This window comes from Alkalicoccus saliphilus (assembly GCF_003044065.1).
In the GTDB taxonomy this organism is placed as follows: Bacteria; Bacillota; Bacilli; order Bacillales; family Salisediminibacteriaceae; genus Alkalicoccus; species Alkalicoccus saliphilus.
In genome coordinates, this window is record NZ_PZJJ01000006.1 from 55,111 (window position 1) to 74,720 (window position 19,610).

Sequence of the window (19,610 nt, forward strand, 5' to 3'; positions counted from 1 at the left end):
GAACGGCAGCAGCATCCGAAGGCTCAGGCAGTAGAAAGGGGCAAGGAACGTGAAAAAACAGGCTTTTGATTATAATGATGATGCGATTCAAGTACTTGAAGGTCTTGAAGCAGTCAGAAAAAGACCGGGGATGTACATTGGAAGTACAGATCACCGGGGACTGCATCATTTAATTTTTGAAATAGTGGATAATTCTGTAGATGAAATACTTGCAGGATACGGAAATAAAATTACGGTTACGCTTCATAAAGATAACAGTGTAACAGTTTCAGATAATGGGAGAGGCTATCCGGTTGGAATGCACGCTACAGGTAAACCGACTCCGGAAGTAATACTGACCGTGCTTCACGCCGGCGGGAAGTTTGGTCAGGGTGGATATAAAACGAGTGGAGGACTTCACGGAGTGGGTGCTTCTGTTGTAAACGCGCTGTCTTCTGCTTTAAAAGTGCGAATTTACCGGAATGGAAGATCTTACGAACAAAGGTTCGAGCACGGGGGTTATCCGGCAACAACTCTCGTAGAAAAAGGAAACACTAGTAAAACTGGTACGGAACTGACTTTTACTCCCGACAAAGAAATTTTTCAAACGGTTTCCTTTCATTATGAAACGGTTGCGGAAAGACTCCGGGAAGCGGCTTTTTTATTAAAAGGTGCTGAGCTGGAGCTGATTGATAAGAGAAATGATCAGCAGGAAAGTTTTAAGTATGACACCGGTCTGGAAGCTTTTGTTGAATATTTAAACGAAGATAAAGAAATACTTCATCCGGTTATTTCTGTAGAAGGAGTCAGCGACCGTATAGAAGTTGATTTTGCCTTTCAGTATAACGACGCCTATACGGAAAACATGCTTTCTTTCGTGAATAACGTCCGGACGAAAGATGGCGGTACCCATGAACTCGGAGCAAAAACAGCTATTACACGTGCCGTAAACGAACATGCACGTAAATTGGCACTTTTAAAAGATAAAGATAAAAATCTGGACGGAAGCGATATAAGAGAAGGCTTTACCGGGGTTCTCTCCGTACGCGTCCCTGAAGAAGTGCTGCAGTTTGAAGGCCAGACCAAAAGCAAACTCGGAACAGCTGCTGCCCGTTCGGCGGTTGATCAGGTGATTACAGCGAAATTCACTTACTATCTGGAGGAAAATCCGGATTTCAGCAATACTTTGATAAAAAAAGCAATTAAAGCTTCGCAGGCCCGCGAGGCAGCCCGCAAAGCACGGGAAGATGCCAGAAGCGGCCGTAAAAATAAACGGAAAGATGCTATGCTCTCCGGAAAACTAACACCGGCACAGTCCAAAAACCCTAAAAGAAATGAACTGTACCTTGTGGAGGGTGATTCCGCGGGAGGTTCTGCCAAACAGGGAAGAGACCGTAAATTTCAGGCGGTGCTTCCACTGCGTGGGAAAGTGATTAATACGGAAAAAGCAAAACTTGCAGATATTATGAAAAATGAAGAAATCCGTACGATTATTTATGCACTTGGAGCTGATGTCGGGGCAGATTTCAATCTGGAAAATTTAAATTACGATAAAATTGTCATTATGACCGACGCTGATACAGATGGTGCGCACATACAGGTGTTGCTTCTTACTTTCTTTTACCGGTACATGAGGCCGCTGGTCGAAGCAGGCAGAGTGTATATCGCCCTCCCGCCTTTGTATAAAGTGAGCAGAGGATCCGGTAAAAAAGAAAAAACAGAATATGCGTGGGACGAAGAAGGAATGAAAAAGGCAATGAAAACTGTAGGTAAAGGATATACGATTCAACGGTATAAAGGTCTTGGGGAAATGGACGCCACACAGCTGTGGGAAACTACGATGGATCCCGAGTCAAGAACGCTTGTTCGTGTTACGATCGAAGACATTGCCCGGGCGGAAAGGCACGTTTCGACACTCATGGGCGATAAAGTGGAACCGCGCCGTAAATGGATTGAAACCCACGTGAAATTCGGACTGGATGATGATTCCAATATACTTGAAAACGATAGCCTGCACGTTACAGAAGAGGAGGAATAAGCATTGGCTGAAAAAGAACGCTATCTGGACCTTCCACTGGAGGAAGTACTGGGAGATCGTTTTGGAAGGTACAGTAAATATATAATACAGGACAGAGCACTTCCTGATGCCAGAGACGGATTAAAGCCGGTACAGCGCAGAATTTTGTATGCGATGTACCACGACAGAAACACTTCAGACAAGCCATTCCGAAAATCGGCCAAAACAGTTGGTAATGTAATCGGTAATTATCATCCGCACGGTGATTCATCAGTATATGAAGCAATGATCCGTCAGAGCCAGGACTGGAAAATGCGGATGCCGCTCGTTGAAATGCATGGTAACAATGGCTCGGTAGATGGTGATCCACCGGCAGCTATGCGTTATACGGAAGCCAGGCTTGCTTCGCTTTCCGAAAAAATGCTCGAGGATATTGATAAAAACACTGTTGATTTTATGCCCAATTTTGATGATTCACAGGAAGAGCCGGTAGTTCTGCCTGCCTCTTTCCCGAACCTTCTCGTTAACGGCTCGACAGGTATTTCCAGCGGATATGCGACCGATATTCCGCCGCATGCCATTCATGAAGTTATTGATGCAGCGGTTAAGCTGATAGAAAAACCGGATGCTTCTCTCGATGAGCTGATGCAGCATATACAGGGACCGGATTTCCCTACCGGAGGGATTATTCAGGGACTTGACGGTATTAAAAAAGCATACGAAACAGGCCGTGGCAAAGTGATTGTCAGAGGCAGAGCAGCGATTGAACCGCTTCGTGGAGGCCGTGAACAGATCGTCATTACAGAGATTCCATTTGAAGTAAATAAAGCAGTGCTTGTAAAGAAAATGGATGAGCTGAGAATTGATAAAAAAGTGGAGGGAATGGCAGAAGTCAGGGATGAAACCGACCGTACAGGAATGAGAATCGTTGTAGAGCTGAAAAAGGAAGCTGATGCAAAAGGCGTGCTGAATTTCCTTTATAAATCAACAGATCTTCAAACAACTTTCAATTTCAATATGGTGGCGATTGCCCAGAAAACACCTCAGCTGATGAATTTAAAACAGCTTCTGGAAGCTTACACAGAGCATCAGAAAGAAGTTATTATCCGGCGCACCGAATACGAACTGGAAAAAGCGAAAGAAAGAGCCCATGTTGTGGAAGGTCTTATTAAAGCTATTTCTATACTTGATGAAGTAATTCAGGTGATCCGCAGTGCAGCAGATAAAAAGGATGCAAAAGGCAAACTGGAAGAAACGTTTGCCTTTACTTCCGTACAGTCAGAGGCAATTGTTACGTTGCAGCTTTACAGACTGACAAATACAGATATCACCACTTTGGAAAATGAAGCAGACAAGCTCCGCAAAAACATTGCTGCCTGGGAAGAATTACTCGCTTCAGATAAGAAACTAGCCTCCCAGATGAAAAAAGAGCTCCGGCAGGTAAGAAAACAGTTTGCTGACGAGCGGCTTACAACTGTAGAGGATGAAATCGAAGAAATAAAAATTGACCTGGAAGTAATGGTGCCTTCAGAAGATGTCCGGGTTTCTGTTACGAAAGAAGGGTATATTAAGAGATCGAGTCTGCGAAGTTTTTCTGCCTCGAATGGAGAACCACCTGTTATGAAAGATACAGACCGGCTGATGTATTCACAGGAAATCAATACAACGGATACACTCCTTTTGTTCACTAACAAAGGCTCGTATTTGTACGTACCCGTTCATACAATTCCTGAAATGAAATGGAAAGAAAGCGGACAGCATATTGCCAACGTAGTAACGGTCAATCAGGAAGACAAAATCATTGCCGCGCTGCCTGTAAAAAATTTCTCAGACAACGAAAACTTTCTTACGTTTATTACTAAGTACGGTATGATAAAAAGAACTCCTCTCAAAGATTATGAAGCTCAGCGCTATTCAAAAGCACTGATGGGAATAAAATTGAAAAAAGGTGATGAAGTAGAAGCTGTTTATGAAACCAGTGGAAGCAATGAGGTTGTTCTGCTGACTTACGAAGGGTATGCTCTCCGCTATACGGAAACTGAAGTTAACCCGACAGGACAGAGAACAGGCGGTATGAAAGCTATTAATTTAAAAGACGCGGACTTTATAGCAGCTTCCGGTGTGTACAGCTCCTCAGATCCACGGGACATATATATCATAACGCACCGGGGAGCGCTGAAACGGATATCGCCGGATAAGTTAGAATCTCAGGGAAGAGCAACAAGAGGTGTTAAAATTCTCAAAGAGCTGAAGAAAAACCCTCACCGTATAAAAGGTGGTGGAACGGGAGGTCGGGAACAAACAGTCAGTATCCAGACCGCTGATTACACTGTCCATGATTTTACGGCTGGTGAAATACGGCCCGGGGATAAGTATACGAACGGCTCTTTTGTTGTAGATACAGAATTGTATGGGGATATAAAGGACGTATGGATTGAGTAACTGCTGAAAAACCGGCTGCCTGTATATTATGGTAGCCGGGACTATTTTCATTTTAGCTTTGTTTTTTGTTTAATGAGAATTATCTATATAACAGTAATATACCACTGTAAATATATATATTCATTATATAATAAAACACAACTAAGAAAGTATACCAAAAACCTGAATTATATACTATACATTATTAATAGGAAAGGAGAAAAAACATGCCGTATGGATACAGCAGCTATTTAAAAGAACAGGGATATAAAGATACGACCATTGACGAACATGTACGACAGCTTGAATATTTTTTTATTTTTCTGGACGGACTGTATAAGCGACAAAAAGAACTTTATGAAATAGTTCCTGGCGATATAAAACAGTATATTAAATACAAAAAAAGCCGTGATCTGAAAATCAGTACGATCAATAAAATAATCGCTATTATTCGACGATTTTTCGACTATGCATGGACGATTGATAAAGTAGCAGTAGATCCTGCGCAGAAAATCAGATATGAAGCAATTACAAAAGAAGATAATGAACCTGTAGATTACAGAACACTTCTTGAGCTTAAACAAACAGTAAATCAGGATATAGAAACACCGATGAAAAGAAAAATTATTTTTATGCTTGCGATGGCGGGTTTAAGGCCGGATGAATTTAATATTACGTGGAATGAAGTGATTATCGATAAGCAGCTGATCCGGCTTTTTATTAATAAAACAGGCCATGAACGGGTTATAAATATTTCCGGAACTGATGCAGAAGTTTTCAGACAGTTTTCAGAGAATCAACAGTCGTTATATGTATTAAACTCCAAAAGCCGTGATGGCCTGGAAAAACCACTCGAACGTATGACGATAAGTCTTAATCTGCGGAAGATCTCAGAAAAAAGTAATTTGGAAACCTTAACTACCAACAGCATCCGGCGGGCGTACGGAGATTACTTACTGGAAACAGAAACATATGAGAGCGCAGCAGAAATGCTCGGGATTGATAAATTAAGTTTAATGAAACTGTTAAGTTCCTCATAAATTTTGTTATATCTCAAATCTCAAAGTAATCTTTATTATTGAAACAAAACTAACTGAGATTTGCATTGGTTCGTATAATTTATATTATGTAAACTAGAAAATGATATTATTCAGGAGGGCTGTAAAAACAGCCCTCCTTTGTTTTATTTATAAAATTCTTCCGGTACTGGTCCGAATGTACGCTTATGGTAAAGCAGCGGCGCTGTTTCATTATCAACCGCCTGTATAACTTCACCAATAATTATTGTGTGATCTCCAGCTTCTATCGTGTCATAAACTTTACACTCCAAAAGTCCGGAATATCCGTCGATAACCGGCACATTGTTTGCTGACGGCGACCACTGCACCTGACTGAACCGATCCGTACCTTTTGTTGCAAACAGCATACACACATCACCTTGATCATGAGCAAGCGTATGAACAGCAAAGTGCTGCTGTTTCACAAATACGTCATGGGTTGAAACGTTTTTATCAATTGCCCAGGATATGAGCTTTGGATTCATAGACACAGACGTAAATGAATTAACGGTTAGACCTACCGGTTCACCTTCCGGCGTGTTAGCTGTTACGACAGTTACTCCTGTCGGATAATTACCCATAATGTTCCTGAATGTAGTTTCTTCTGCCATTATCATCACTCCAATTTAACAAACTAATTTAAAACTTTCTCTTTCACTTTATCATGCTGGTTAAAAAAATGCGAAATTCTACTTTTGTACTGCTTTAGTGTATATTTCAATAAGTTTTTCACGTTCCGACTGAACACCGTGGTATGTTCGAATGTAATCAGCAGCCTGTATGGAAATACTCTCTCGGAACGAACTCTCCAGAAGCAGTCTGCGGACACAATAGTAAAAGTCCTCGTCGGATTCAAAAAGACAACCTGTATATTCATGAGATATGAGACCACGGTTACCACGAATATTTGAAGCAATCACCGGCGCTCCCGCACTCATTGCTTCCATCACAGCAGAAGACTGGCCTTCACTTCGGGACGTATTAAGAACAATCGAGGCATTATGATAGAGATCCATCATCTCCTCAAATGGACGTTCTCCGGCATACGTCAGCCAGGGTAATTTAAGAGCCTGGTCATTCAGCCAGTCCCCCGCTTCTTTTTCTATTACAGGCCCTGCCACGACAAGCTCTGCATTTGGAAAATCCCTCCTTATTTTTTCGGTAAGTATTACTGCCCGCGGGATATTTTTAACGTGACGTATCCCGGCCGGAAGAAATAATACTGCTTTATCACTCCTGTTGTTAAGTACAGGTGCCGGTCGGAAAGGAATCGGTTCGATACTTTGCGGGATAACACGTAGTTTACTGAGACAGGAAGGTACTTCTTCCTTAACTTTCTCTTTCATTCCTGTATCAAATACGTGTATGAAGGCTGCCCCTTTTAAACATTCCATAATAAGAGGCCGTTTTTCTTCCTGAAATATATCATGATTCATATCCGTTCCCGTCACAGTGATAATATAAGGAAGCGGCGCTTGAAGCTTTCTGTAATACAAGGCAAATTTATAGGCGTGAAACCCGTGAAGAAGCTCTGTTCCTTTCTCAGGCTCCTTGAAGGAACCGGTTGAAGAGATAATTTCTGTAGTATGTCCGGCACTGCGTACGCTGTTTACAATCCGGTCTACCGTAATTCTATTTCCCCGCCATTCGTCGTAATGGGGGGATACAAAAGTAATTTCCATAACTGTCCTCCGTCTGATAATTCAATAACCAGCTTTTATTCCCGCAAATATAAAAAGCAGAGAGATTAACTCCCTGCCTTAAAATTATAACGGTTTTCTGCCGCCATAGCCATCCTGGAGGCCGTGATAAAAGGATATTTCTTCCTCACCTTCCCGCCAGCAGAGATACACTTCCTCTCTGCCTTTGAAGGAAGGAAAATCAACAAGAGCAGGTTCAATGCCCTTTAAAACGGCTCCTGTAGACTGGATGTTGTTTACATGGAGCTGGGCCTGTATTTCCATAAATTCAAGCTCGCATTCCAGTGTGAACAGGCTTTTTGTTTCTGTCTGAACATTTTGATGACCTTCTTTGAGTTTCCGGTGCAGTTTCCACTTCTCCTCAAATGATTTCTGTATTTGTTTCAGCTCCTGAATTTCTTCCTTTACAAGTGGAAGCAGACGGTTCGCCTGTTCAGCAGTAAAATATTTTTTAGCCATAGCCGGTACCCCCCCGGTACAATGTCGTTAATAATAGGCCAGTCACCTCGTTATGACACAAAAATGAAAGGATTGTCTATGTTTTGTATATTCCCTTCAATTTAAAAAATCAAACCGGTTATAGTTCGTTCCGGACAGTTCAGCAGCCCCTTTTCTCCGGATGCCCGTTCAGTTATATCAGCCTGAACTTCCGGAAAGCTTCAGCTACACCATGATCTCCGTTAGCTGTAGTAATAAAGTCCGCTTTTTCTTTAACAACGTCCTGGGCATTACCCATCGCAACACCGATTCCTGCAGCCTGAATCATACTTATATCGTTAAGACTGTCACCGACTGCCATTACTTCATTGAAAGAAAGATTTTTAAATTCCAGCAGTGTTTCAATCGCTCCGGCTTTATGGACCCCTTCCGCGTTCACTTCAATGTTTAAAGGGCTTGAATTTGTTATTTCCAGACCTTCAAGCTGTTCCAGCTTCTTTAATACCTCTTTTTTAATTTCCATACTGTCCATATCAAATCCAAATTTCAGCCATTCAAGATCCTTTAAATTGTCCGGCATTTCCTGCTTCCATACTTTTCCGACAGAAGCAGCCCAATGCCGTGTCCCATAAGCGTTACGTATTTCCCACATTGCTTCGACAAGCTCCGCTTTTAAAGAAGATCGTTCAATCAGCTCCGGCCCGCTCAAATGCCATATTTCACTGCCATTGCCGGTAATAATATAATCTTTAAGACTGAGTTCGTCTGCAAACATATCGACAGCCTGGAGGGAACGCCCGGTGGCAATGATAACTTCCACTCCATTTTCAAGTGCCTTTTTAACAGCTTCGCGATTGTCATGGGAGATCGTATGATCGTTTTGAAGCAGGGTGCCGTCCATATCCAGGACGGCCATTTTAATATCATAGTTGTTCATTATTGCACCTCTCCACTCAGCGGATAATAAAATAAGCTACGGTCAGTATCAATGCGGGTACAAACGCCACGACATAAAGAAGGGAAAGATTCGTGTAGTGTTTCTTAGCTTTTGCAGTATTATTGTAATCCTTATCCTGAGGATTTATACCAATCATAATAGTGGCCGCAAGACCTGCAATACATACAGCTGCAGCAGCGATCAGCACTGGCATCATATTCATCGTTTAGCACCCCCGCTGTTTATATTATATAGGGGATTCACTCCGTGATCAAAAAACTAGTCCTGTTTCAACGGGGAAGGCGGAAGCAGCTCAAAAGCATTCTTTTTCGATTGGATGAAAGACAACTGTTCTGCATCCATCAGCAGTTCATACTTTTCCTGCTCCCGGGTTAGTGCCTGTACTACTTCTCCCCGCGTCGTTTCAGTAATTTCTTTTACAGCCTCATGCAGTACTTCCTGTGTTTCGTATTCTTTTTTCTGAAGTACATCTGTCACCCGCTCCATCGCATCCTGGACGACTGTATCTTTCAGCTCTTTGCTCTTGTCCTGCTCGAAAAATTCCTTTTTACTTTTCAGAAAAGATTTATAACGTTCGATATTTTCAAGAAGACTGACTGGTTCAAGCGGCGTTCTGATCCCCGTCTGAAAGGAAGGTCTCGGAAAATGAAATCCGCTGACTCTCTTCTGCAGATCCTGTTCATACGTATCACACCAGCTTCTGAACAGCCGTTGAATTGCGTGATCGAGCCGGATCGATACTGCTTCCCATTCCTGCCTTAAAAATTGTTCGCCTGTTGCAGACCAGTCTGTCAGGGCCTGTTCCAGCTGCTGCTGCAGAGCTTTTCTATTTTCTGCAGTAAGAACGGAAACATTCACCGAATTTTGATAATAATCATGAAGGACATAACTCATACGTTTTCTTAAATAGAGGGAAAGCTGTTCCAATTCGCGCAGGGCGTCCCGTTCCACATATTGAAACGACTGGGAGGAAACTTCCTTGATTTCCTCTTCTATAATCTGCTTCTCTTTATTCAGAAGCGTTTTTCTATCTTCGGACTCCTGAGTCATATAATTTTCGAAATGCTTAAGACGGTGATACAGTCTGGCAGCTTCTGACTCGATAAGCTGAAGACCGAGCTGTTTCAGCTCCGCAAGCACCGTGTCGTAGAAATGTACAGAAAATGCAGAGAAGGAATCATCTCCACTTTCAGGGTTTAACGCGAGTTTACTGGAAACATGGTACAGTCTCGGATTTGTAAATCCATTTTCTTTGAGCTGGGTGGATACGTGCCGTCTTACCTGTTTCAGCTCCTGATCCGTTTCTGCCAGGTCACTTGCATTAATAACAAAATACAGTTTATCGTTTGTAAAGCTTTCATTGACGGAACTGACCTGCTGAAGAAAGTACTGATCTGCTTTTGAAAAAGCGTGGTTGTAATATGTCAGATAAAAAATAGCATCAGAAGCTTCAAGCTGCTTAAAAGCTACATTTGTATGTCTTCCATGAATCGAATTCACACCTGGAGTATCTACAAGAATAATTCCTTCTCGGGTCAGTCCACAGTCGTAATACATCGTTACTTCATCGACGAGACAGGCTGTCTCCTCATCCGCGATGTAAGGGGCGAGCTTCCCAATTTCTGTTCTTTCCGAGGTCCCTACCACCTGCTGCTTTTCTCGGAGGCTTTTCTGAAGAATTTTCAGGTAATCCACGCTCGACTTCTGCTGCTTTGTCAGCTTCGTCAAGTCACGGTAATTCCATTTCGGCAGAGAGTCAATATCAAGATCCTGCCGCAGGGATCTTCCAACAGAACGGATCTCCTCTGAAAGACGGGTCCGGTCTTTGAAGTGGACTACTGCCTCCATGTGCCCGTATTCCTCATCTGGACGACGCACGGTATTGACGGTAGCTGTCGTAGGGTGCGGGGAAACAGGCATGATATCAGCCCCGAGCAGCGCGTTGGCGAAACTTGATTTGCCTGCACTGAAAGCCCCAAAAAGTGAAATTGTAAATGATGATTTGTTATAACTTTCGATCGTCTGCTGCAGGGATGCTCCTTCCTCCCGGAATAACGTGTGGTTCTTAAAATCTTCTTTCCAGGAAGACAGCTGCTGAAGCCATGGAGCTACTGCCTCTTCTTTAAGAATGACCTTACTTTCCGCCACCGTTTCTTCTTCGTTCAGGTTTTCCTCCTCCGCTTCAGCAATGTCTATGTTCTGCCAGAAAGATTCTTCTTCGGCTTCCCCGGAACTCTGAATGTCACTCAGCAGATCTTCCAGAGGCTTAACCGATCCCGCTCTCGGTTTATATCTTTCTGCTTCTTTTAACAGAAGCTGCGCTTTATTTTGAATAGAAAGAAGCTCCTCGTGGTATGCTTCCAGCTCCTGAAGCTGCTGCTTTTTTTCGGTCAGACCGCTGATTTCCGCTTCCTTCCGCGGTTTGATACCTTTAATGTACAAATAAAGCAGTTCTCCGCCTTTTCTTTTCACGTCTCTGACAATCTGGTCATTCATCTGTCTCGTCAGCGTATAAATATATTCTCTGTTCGTCGATTTGGACGTGACCCAGCTGTCAATCCACTCTTCGGTGACATGCATATCCAGTTCCTGCATTGCTTTAAGAAAATCTTCTTTATTTGCCAGCTCCTGTACCGGGACGCGCCGGAAATAATCCTCCACATAATAAATCAGCTGGGACTTCAGGTTGTCATTCACCTCCACCGTTAACTGGCGAAGCCTTTTCTGCTGTTCCTCTTTTGTTTTTCTTCCGGAAAAAAGCACACCGACTTTAAACTGTTTCTGTTTGGAGTGGACAAACCGCTCCACAAGCTCTGTTGTAGTTGATGGGAACAAATGTACGTTATCATACAGTCGCTTCATTTCCTGTTCGTAAGCTTCCTCCAGCAGTTCCTCATACATTTCAGCCTGCTTCAGCTTTTCATTAACAGAAGACACTTCCTCGACTTCTGATGATGCAAAGCCCGCATCTTCCGCACGCTGCAGCACTTCCTGTCTTTTTTCTTCCACATCGGACTGGAGACGTTCGGTAAGAGCTTCGTAAAATCCTTTTTTCAGTGCCTGCTGGGCCGGATCTGTAAAAGCCGGGCTTTCCTGAAGAATCGCTTTAATTTTATTTTTAAAGGCCGCAAATTCATTCAGTGGATGCTCCAGTTCTTTCATTGTTGTAAAGAAAAACTGAACATAGCGGATATGCCATTCCTCAAACACTTCATCTATGCGACTGCGGAAATCATTCACTGACATTTCGTTTTCATCATGCTTATCCACTTGATTGATTACAATAAAAATAGGTTTTCCTGATTCAGAGAGCTGCTTTAAAAAATGCAGGTTCGTTTCCGACTGCACGTGATTGTAATCCATTACATAAACAATCGCATCTGTCGAATACAGCTGTTCAGCCGTTACTTTTGCATGAGTGGGATCGGTGGAATCCACTCCGGGTGTATCGGCGATAACTCCGTTGGAAGAAAGAAAAGAAATTGGTGCTGAAATATGAATTTCGCGTATCTCCCCCTCTTTTCCCCACTCTTTTATTTCACGCCACGGAAGTTCACCGGTGAAGGAATGGAGCACGCGGCTCTCCGGACCGAGAACTTTGAGGCCGAACTCCCCTTTCGTTATTTTAATCACGTTGGCACTCGTCGGAATCGGACTGGTCGGAAGTACCTCAGCTCCTACAAGTGCATTCAACAGCGTCGATTTCCCTGCGGAGAAATGTCCGCAGAAAGCGATCTCAAAAACGCCGGTTGATCTTTTTTCTTCTATTTTTCTCAGGCGTTCTTCCTCCTGAGGTGTCAGATGCAGAGTTTCCAATTCTATCATACGTATACCTCCTCCTTATCTATTTAACTATATCGAAAATGTTGGAAAATTGAAATAAGCATCCGTACAGCTTATAAAATGACCTGTCTTTATTCCGCTGCAATCCATACGGTATACTGGAATAAGAACAACTTTCTTTTGCTGCCGGTGCAGATTTCCCGGAAACAAGAACGTAAAACAATTTTTTCCTGTATAACTTTACGGAGGTGATATGATGCTGGACCGGATCGTACTCGGATGTTTCAGCGGACTGCTGCTTTCCTATTTGTTTTTTTCAGCAGCCGATTATTCCAGGGAACCTTATTTTGCAGCGGTATTGTTTATTTTCGCTGTATCTCTCATCGGCTATTTTGTTTTCTATCCCGTACTTACTCCATTCTGGTTTTTTACAGGAGCGGGCATTAACGCTGGACTGATTCTTTTGCTGCCGCTTGAATACGGGAGATACGTTCCTGCTCTCCTGCTTTTAATAATTTCAGCAGCCGCTTGCGCTGCTTTTATTCTGCTTCATCCGTCACAAAAGAAAAACCGCCGTTAGCGTTCCGATCAATCCGTACATTACCGCAAAAGGCATATTCCTCCACGTAATACGATACGGATTTTGAAGAGTATTTGCGGCGGTAAGCGTCACCGTTACGCCATATGTCCCTACCGTGGCGGTAGCCAGGGCCCCTGTGACGAGCACAATCGCAAAACTGAGAGGATTTGCTTCAGCAAAAAGCGGTGTTACGGCTTCCACGAGGACAGCAATTACCGCGATCGGATGAATCCCTGTCATGCTCAGAAGAAGATATGCGCCCTGAATCATAAAAAGGGCGATCCATGGAGTATCTTCCACAGCCAGAAACGGCGCCTGAATAACTTCCAGCAGAGGGGTTTCATTCAGCACAGAGGAAAAGAACGCCAGTGAAACAAACAGCAGAACGAAATTCTGCATATGGGACGCGCGAGTTTTCCAGAGTGGAACGCTGAGTTTAAAAAAACTTCTCGTACGGCGGATCACCACGGCCCACAGAAATGCAAACGGAAAAATGACGAGAGTAACCGTTAAAATAAAGTTCAGCTGAAAAAAGTTTCCGATGGCAACAATACATATAAGAAACACTGTGAGAGCTGCTGCAAGCTGCAGTAAATCAGGCAGAAGTCGTTTCGGAGAAGCCGCTGGTGCATCTGAAATATAGGGAGTGTTTTTCCATCTGTTCCTGCCGATAATCCCATCGAGAGATAACGTGAGAAATGATACGAGCATCAGCCAGGGAAGCATCGTAAAATAGCTCACCCCTGTAGCATCCACGCTGATGGCAACAAGTATTTCCATAGGACTCCAGCAGAGTGCAGCAGCGAAGCCCCGCAGCGTCGTTTTGGCGATAAAACTCTGCTGTACTTTCGTTTCCAGTGCTTTGAGGTTCTCCTTTAAAACACCCTGACTCAGACTTAGAGCGGAAAGGTTGATAAATGCCGTAAGAATATAGGAAACGCCCAGTGCCCTCGGATAAAGCTGGCCGAGTCTTGATACGTCGGAAGCAAGCATCGTATTGATCCGCCGGTCGTATCTGCCGGACCGGACCGCACCAGACATCCAGGGAAGCATAAAAAGAAGCGATAACAGAGCCAGATTATCATTAACATACATGATGCTTTCCCACACCGGGAGATTATATCTCCAGATCAGAATAATCCCCGTACCGCTGAATACAGTTGCAAGTATCCGGAAAAGACCGGAGGCGTACCGGACAGAGATAAAAAAGAGAAAAAGCACCAGAACGGCAAGAATTTCACGAACACCGGGAATGTTCACAAAAAGTGTGCATATGTATAAAAAGACTACTATGGAAAACAGAAGGTAATGATTGTCCCGGTGGATCATCCGGACTTCCCTCCTGTTTTGTTTACAACAATTTTTTCCAGGATCCGCATCGGCATCCATTTGTCGATAAGCGCGTATATTCCTGCTCCCGCCCCGACACGATACAGGAAGGCAGGCTTTTTCATTTCGGAAATTCTGACGATCATTTTTATGACCGCTTCAGGATCCGCTGCTTTTATGGACGTATGTTCAACTTTTTCTTTTAAATATGTTTCCAGCTCTTTATAATCCTGTCCATCGTAGTACGAAGCAGTATCCCGGCTTTTATCCCAAATAGCTGTTTTAAATGAGGCAATTTCAAGCAGGGTGACATGAATAGACAGCGGAAGCAGCTCAAAACGGAGAGACTGACTCATACCGCGGAGAGCAAATTTGGAAGCGGCATAAGCTCCCACGCCCGGCAGCCCGATCCTGCCGCTTACGCTGCCCATTTGAATAATCTTTGCGGCACTGCTTTTTTTAAGCATTGGAAGTGCAAGCCGGGTTACGGAAGCAGTCCCCGTCACATTTACATTGAACTGATGGTCCCAGTCAGTATCATCCAGCGCTTCCTGGACCCCTCCCTGACACATCCCGGCATTGTTGATCAGTATATCTATTTTCCGATATTTTTCTGCTATTTTTTTCATCACCGTGCACCTGTCTTCTTTCACTGTTACATCCATACGGTAAACGGCCGCTGCTCCTGCCTTGTAGAGGCTGTTTATGTCCTCCTCTTTCCGCACACAGGCAATAACGGTGCTGTCTTCTTTAAATTGATGGACGATCTTACGGCCAAAGCCCCCGGCTGCACCGGTGACTACTATAATGCGATCTTTCATGCCTGGCCTCCTTTCATTTATGATACGATAAAGCTGACTGGACAGAGAAGGGAGTGAGGATACTGGCAAAACCTTTTCAGCTTCTTGGCTACGCCGCCTACATAACAGCTTTGATCTTTCTTTTGGATACTGCTGTAACAATAGATATGTCGCTTATATACGGTCTGCTTTCCCTTCTGCTGCTGACTGCCGCTTTTCTCGTTATTTCGATACCTAATAAGCTTATTATACTGCTTCTGACCGGAAGTGCCTCCTTCATTTTCATTCAGGAAGGTACCGGTCCTCGGGAAGCGGCCGAAGCTTTTGGTACGAACGCCAACATACTGGCTCTTTTTCTTCTTATCCCCCTTGCAGGTACATATATGAGCTACACAGGGTATTTAACAAGCCTAAAACAGTTTATAGTTAAGCGGAGCACCGTTTCCGGAAGCCACCCATACCGTCTCAGCTTCCTGCTGACACTGAGCATCGGCTTTGTACTTAATTATGGATCACTGGCTATTATACGACAGATTGCTGATGAAAGCTTTCGATCCTTCCGTGAAAAACAACTGACGCTGCATATGATGAGAGCTTTTGCCTGCTGTATGCTCTGGTCCCCGTACTTTGTCAATGTGGGTCTGATTACTGCACTCTTTGATGTTTCCTGGTTTTCTATCGGTCTCTTCGGAATGATCATGGCATTAATTTACGCCCTTACTGCAGCTTTTTGGCTCCGCTTTACGAGTTTCAGTCAGGAGCAGATCGTGGAAAACAAGCCGGAGCCGATGGGAAGAGAGGCATCAATACTGCCGCTGCTCCGCTTCGGAGGGATCTTTACGGGGTTATCCTTCCTTTTATACTATATGTTCGATGTTTCAATGATTGTTATTGTCTGTACAACAGCTGTGTTTCTTCCCGCATTATACGCCCTCATCAAAAAAGAAGCCAACGGCTATTATGCAGAACTTATCAAAGATTCCTCCCACGCTTTTCTCCGGCTGAGAAATGAACTTTCGATCTTTATAGCGGCCGGCTTTTTCGGAACCGCTGTCTCAGCCACAGATGCAGGTACAGTAATTTCAAGCCGCCTTGCCGACTGGACTTCCGGGTCGGTCCTGCTGTTTACAGTGATCATCATAGCTGTTACTACTATGTTTGCCCTTATCGGTTTTCATCCGATAGTCATCATTATCGGTATTGGCAGCTCCCTGAATCTAGAAGCTCTGCAGATCAGTCCCGAGTATGCTTCGCTGCTTCTCCTTGCTTCATGGACTACCGCTACACAGGTTTCTCCTTTTGCCGGTCAAATTCTCATGTCTTCCAGACTAATGAAAATTACCCCCCTGGAATTATCCAAAAAGAATATGGGATTCACTGCCGCTGCAGGAACACTGCTCGTTCTCTTTCTTTACAGTCTCCATCTTACTGGAATTTTGTAACCTGCTTATTTTTTTCAACATCAAAAACGACCAGCCCTGTTACTCCGGCTGGTCGTTTTATTATGCTTTTTCGACAAGTTCATATTCCGCATGTCGGAGCACGGTTCTTGGCTTCGCTCCATCTTCATCCCGGTTTTCCATTTCTACCGAGATGGAATTTGTATATGGTGAAATTACTTTTGCAAGTTCCCCTTTATAGTCACCCGCTGTAACGAGTACCTGATCACCGGACTGCACCAGTACTTCTTCCTGTTCTTCTTCGGCCATCTTTCTTCTCTCCCTTCCAACTGAACATTCTTTCAAGGTGATAATACACGCTTCTATTTATAAGGTCAACTAAAGTTACATTACGTTCTTGAACTGGAGATTGTCATCGCATCCAGATTAAGTTTGGCTCCGGTTTTTAAAAGAAAATCCAGTCCGACAATCCCGTCTTCTTCAATATCTTCAAGTTCCACAGAAAAACTGCTTACTTTTAACGGCCCGATACTTACAGCGTCCAGCACGTCGTGCGGAACTTTATTCCGGTTAAAAACAGTGGAGCGTCTCCCGGTATCGATAAGAACTCGAAATGTTTCATATTCCCCGTGTATTTTAACTCTGGCTTCTGTATACAGTCGTCCATCTTCTTTTTCAAGTGGTTTCATTATGTATTCCCCCTTCAGGTAACATGCTTAAGTATGCTTTTCTGTCATTATACATAATTTTACCACTGAAAAACAGAGGGCGTCACTTTACGGCAGATGATTTCCCCACAGCTTTCTAAAACTGTACACGACAGGGTCTTTTTGGTCTGCCGGCACCGTTTAGGAAGGCCGTGAAGAAAAAATAACCTTTTTATTTTCCCCGTCCCATGCCAGGGCTGCCTGAAACGTTTCTTCTCCTTTTTTGAAACCGTCAATTTTTTCCGTTTTACCTTCTTTAAGAAGTGTTTTCACTTGTTTTAAGGGGATCTTTTTCCCAAGAATCGTTTTGGATATAGTAAAGCTGCAGGAAGTACGCCTGTAGGCACTGCACCCGTAAAAATTCCCCTTGTCGACTACATCTGCACTGCACAGAGGGCACGGACCAGCCTTTACTGTCCGTTTTCTGCCGCTCTTTCTGTTACTCTGTGCAGGGAGTGCTTCTTTATCCACTTTCCATTCGCCGGATTCTTTTTGAGCTTCGGTGACGAGGTGGGAAGTCAGTTTCTTCACCTGTTCCAGAAAGGCACCGGCTCCTTTTTTTCCTTCTCCTATTTCCGCAAGGCGCTGCTCCCACTTTGCTGTCATTTCCGGGGACGCCAGGATAGTACCGGATACAGCAAAATATAATGCCTCACCTTTTTCTGTAGCAAAAACCATATTTTTTGTCACACGAATATATCCTCTGTCCTTTAACACTGTAATAATCCCGGCTCTCGTCGCTTCTGTACCAAGTCCTTCAGTTTCTTTCATCACCTGTGCCAGCTCGGGATCCAGCTGCCTGCCGCACGTTTTCATCAGCTGTATTAAGTCTCCTTCCGTAAATCTTTTCGGAGGTTTCGTTTTCTTTGAGATAACCTCCGCCTCTGTCACTTTGGAAGGAAGTCCTTTATAGAGATTATGCAGCCCTTTCTCAGTTTTGTTATCCTCCGCGGAAGGAAGAATTTTTTTCCATCCTTCCTGAACCATCCGGGACGTTTTGGAACGGAATACAGCCCTCCCGTCCACAAGTGTTTTCACTGACAGATCCTCCATGATACAGACTTTCTCATGAGCTGCCAGCAGACGCTTAATGACAGCACTGTATATCTTTTTTTCGTCGTCAGCCAGTTTTTCCGGATCTTTTATTTCTTCTGTCGGAATGATTGCGTAATGATCTTTCACTTTTCTGCTGTCTACATACCGCTTATTATTTAACACAGACTGCCCGTTGAGCGGGAAGTACGAGGTGAACGCAGAAATGTTTTTCAGTTTTGCGAGCATCGAGGGGAACTGAGAAGCTTCTTCTTTCGTTACGTGGGCTGCATCGGTACGAGGATACGTTATGAGCCCTTTCGTGTAAAGCTTCTGTGCCGTATCCAGCGTTTTTTTAGGAGAAAATTTAAACGCTTTATTCGCGTAGGATTGAAGTGTTGATAACGAAAACAGCTGCGGCGGCGGGATTTTTCTTTCTTTCGCCGTATAATTTGTCAGTTCTGCCGGTTTATTTTCAGCAAAATCAGCTATTTTCTCTGCAAGCTCCCGGCTCTTGATTTTTGATTCCCCTTCGTCCGTCCACGTTCCTTTGTACGTCCCATGGCCATGTGTAAACTCCGCTTCCACTTCCCAGTACGGTTCCGGTTCAAACGCTGCAATTTCGTGTTCCCGCTGCACGACAAGGCAGAGGGTCGGGGTCTGCACACGCCCTACAGAAAAAACATCCTGAACACCATGCTGCTGCATAAGAAGCGTATACACTCTTGATGCATTCATTCCTATAAGCCAGTCCGCATAGGCACGGCTGACCGCCTCTGTAAAAAGAGGTTCTGTTTCCCTTCCGTCTTTTAACTGCGCAAATCCTTCCTGAACAGCCTGGGGAGTAAGAGAGGAAATCCATAGTCTGAACAACGGTTTATGGACGTTGATTTCTTTCAGGATCAACCGGATAATCGCTTCTCCTTCTCTTTCGGGATCACCGGCATGGACAATACTTTTTATTTTTTCCTGCTTTGCAAACTGCTGAATAACACTGAATTCCCGTCTGCGCTTAACCCGGTAGTTAAACTTTTCCGGTATCATGGGAAGACAGTCAAGTTTCCACCGCTTCCATTCTTTATTGTAATTTTCGGGAGGGACAGGTTCCAGCAGGTGCCCAAGAGCCCACGTCATAACCGCACCGCGGGGAAAAACAGCACATGGCTCTATCGTTATATGATCTTTTTCTTTTTTAAAAGGAAAAGGAGCAGCCAGTTTTCTGGCCTGATCCGGTTTCTCCGCTATAATAAGCTGCATTGTCCACAGCCTCCTTTCAGGTGAAAGAACATTTGTTTCCATCCCCTTTATTTTATAACCATACATCATTTGGCGCAATAAAAAGGTGGAAGCTTAGCGGCTGCCATTAAACGAGTTGGCTGCTGTATGTGCAGAGAAATTCCACTTTCCA

General features: G+C 43.9%; 16 protein-coding genes. 5 read left to right on the forward strand and 11 right to left on the reverse strand.

What is annotated here, in order from left to right:
* Nucleotides 1–49 precede the first annotated feature (49 nt).
* The 3 genes from parE to C6Y45_RS05645 all read left to right on the forward strand — a co-directional run bounded on the left by parE (nt 50) and on the right by C6Y45_RS05645 (nt 5,457).
* The gene (gene parE / locus C6Y45_RS05635) at nt 50–2,017 is read left to right on the forward strand and encodes a DNA topoisomerase IV subunit B (protein WP_107584110.1); all 1,968 of its coding nucleotides are present in this window, start codon (nt 50–52) and stop codon (nt 2,015–2,017) included.
* A gap of 3 nt (nt 2,018–2,020) precedes the next feature.
* Nucleotides 2,021–4,438: a DNA topoisomerase IV subunit A gene (gene parC, locus C6Y45_RS05640; RefSeq protein ID WP_107584112.1), complete on the forward strand. Its 2,418-nt coding sequence runs from the start codon at nt 2,021–2,023 to the stop codon at nt 4,436–4,438.
* Between the two features lie 206 nt (nt 4,439–4,644).
* A complete protein-coding gene (locus tag C6Y45_RS05645) occupies nt 4,645–5,457 on the forward strand; it encodes a tyrosine-type recombinase/integrase (RefSeq protein WP_107584114.1) in 813 nt (270 codons plus the stop codon).
* Between the two features lie 143 nt (nt 5,458–5,600).
* On the opposite strand, the gene C6Y45_RS05650 is transcribed toward C6Y45_RS05645, so the two are convergent.
* The 6 genes from C6Y45_RS05650 to C6Y45_RS05675 all read right to left on the reverse strand — a co-directional run bounded on the left by C6Y45_RS05650 (nt 5,601) and on the right by C6Y45_RS05675 (nt 12,396).
* Complete coding sequence (locus C6Y45_RS05650) at nt 5,601–6,086, reverse strand: flavin reductase family protein (RefSeq protein ID WP_107584116.1); 486 nt, start codon at nt 6,084–6,086, stop codon at nt 5,601–5,603.
* A gap of 78 nt (nt 6,087–6,164) precedes the next feature.
* On the reverse strand, nt 6,165–7,157 hold the full coding sequence (locus C6Y45_RS05655; protein ID WP_107584117.1) for a glycosyltransferase: 993 nt from the start codon (nt 7,155–7,157) through the stop codon (nt 6,165–6,167).
* Between the two features lie 84 nt (nt 7,158–7,241).
* Nucleotides 7,242–7,634, reverse strand: coding sequence for a DUF2203 domain-containing protein (locus C6Y45_RS05660; RefSeq protein WP_107584119.1), 393 nt, complete (start codon nt 7,632–7,634; stop codon nt 7,242–7,244).
* Nucleotides 7,635–7,806: 172 nt separating this feature from the next.
* On the reverse strand, nt 7,807–8,550 hold the full coding sequence (locus C6Y45_RS05665) for a Cof-type HAD-IIB family hydrolase (protein WP_107584121.1): 744 nt from the start codon (nt 8,548–8,550) through the stop codon (nt 7,807–7,809).
* A gap of 16 nt (nt 8,551–8,566) precedes the next feature.
* The gene (locus C6Y45_RS05670) at nt 8,567–8,773 is read right to left on the reverse strand and encodes a hypothetical protein (RefSeq protein ID WP_107584123.1); all 207 of its coding nucleotides are present in this window, start codon (nt 8,771–8,773) and stop codon (nt 8,567–8,569) included.
* Nucleotides 8,774–8,829: 56 nt separating this feature from the next.
* Entirely contained in the window at nt 8,830–12,396 is a 3,567-nt protein-coding gene (locus tag C6Y45_RS05675; RefSeq protein WP_107584125.1) for a dynamin family protein, read from the reverse strand.
* A 214-nt stretch (nt 12,397–12,610) separates the two neighbouring features.
* Here C6Y45_RS05675 and C6Y45_RS05680 point away from each other — a divergent pair, with 214 nt between their 5' ends.
* Nucleotides 12,611–12,934, forward strand: a complete 324-nt coding sequence (locus tag C6Y45_RS05680; RefSeq protein ID WP_107584127.1) for a hypothetical protein — start codon at nt 12,611–12,613, stop codon at nt 12,932–12,934.
* Here the strand turns inward: C6Y45_RS05680 and C6Y45_RS05685 are convergent.
* Complete coding sequence (locus tag C6Y45_RS05685; RefSeq protein WP_107584129.1) at nt 12,911–14,263, reverse strand: hypothetical protein; 1,353 nt, start codon at nt 14,261–14,263, stop codon at nt 12,911–12,913. The genes C6Y45_RS05680 and C6Y45_RS05685 overlap by 24 nt on opposite strands.
* Nucleotides 14,260–15,084, reverse strand: coding sequence for an SDR family NAD(P)-dependent oxidoreductase (locus C6Y45_RS05690; RefSeq protein ID WP_107584131.1), 825 nt, complete (start codon nt 15,082–15,084; stop codon nt 14,260–14,262). Before C6Y45_RS05690 ends, C6Y45_RS05685 begins: the two co-directional genes overlap by 4 nt.
* A gap of 53 nt (nt 15,085–15,137) precedes the next feature.
* Here C6Y45_RS05690 and C6Y45_RS05695 point away from each other — a divergent pair, with 53 nt between their 5' ends.
* Nucleotides 15,138–16,505 carry a hypothetical protein gene (locus C6Y45_RS05695; RefSeq protein WP_107584133.1) on the forward strand — a complete coding sequence of 456 codons (1,368 nt, stop codon included), beginning with the start codon at nt 15,138–15,140 and terminating at the stop codon, nt 16,503–16,505.
* Nucleotides 16,506–16,565: 60 nt separating this feature from the next.
* On the opposite strand, the gene C6Y45_RS05700 is transcribed toward C6Y45_RS05695, so the two are convergent.
* The 3 genes from C6Y45_RS05700 to C6Y45_RS05710 all read right to left on the reverse strand — a co-directional run bounded on the left by C6Y45_RS05700 (nt 16,566) and on the right by C6Y45_RS05710 (nt 19,459).
* Nucleotides 16,566–16,772 carry a KOW motif-containing protein gene (locus C6Y45_RS05700; RefSeq protein ID WP_107584134.1) on the reverse strand — a complete coding sequence of 69 codons (207 nt, stop codon included), beginning with the start codon at nt 16,770–16,772 and terminating at the stop codon, nt 16,566–16,568.
* Between the two features lie 80 nt (nt 16,773–16,852).
* Nucleotides 16,853–17,152 (reverse strand): pepsin/retropepsin-like aspartic protease family protein, encoded by a 300-nt coding sequence (locus C6Y45_RS05705; protein ID WP_107584137.1) that lies wholly within the window; start codon nt 17,150–17,152, stop codon nt 16,853–16,855.
* A gap of 159 nt (nt 17,153–17,311) precedes the next feature.
* Nucleotides 17,312–19,459, reverse strand: coding sequence for a type IA DNA topoisomerase (locus C6Y45_RS05710; RefSeq protein ID WP_107584138.1), 2,148 nt, complete (start codon nt 19,457–19,459; stop codon nt 17,312–17,314).
* Between the last annotated feature and the right edge of the window lie 151 nt (nt 19,460–19,610).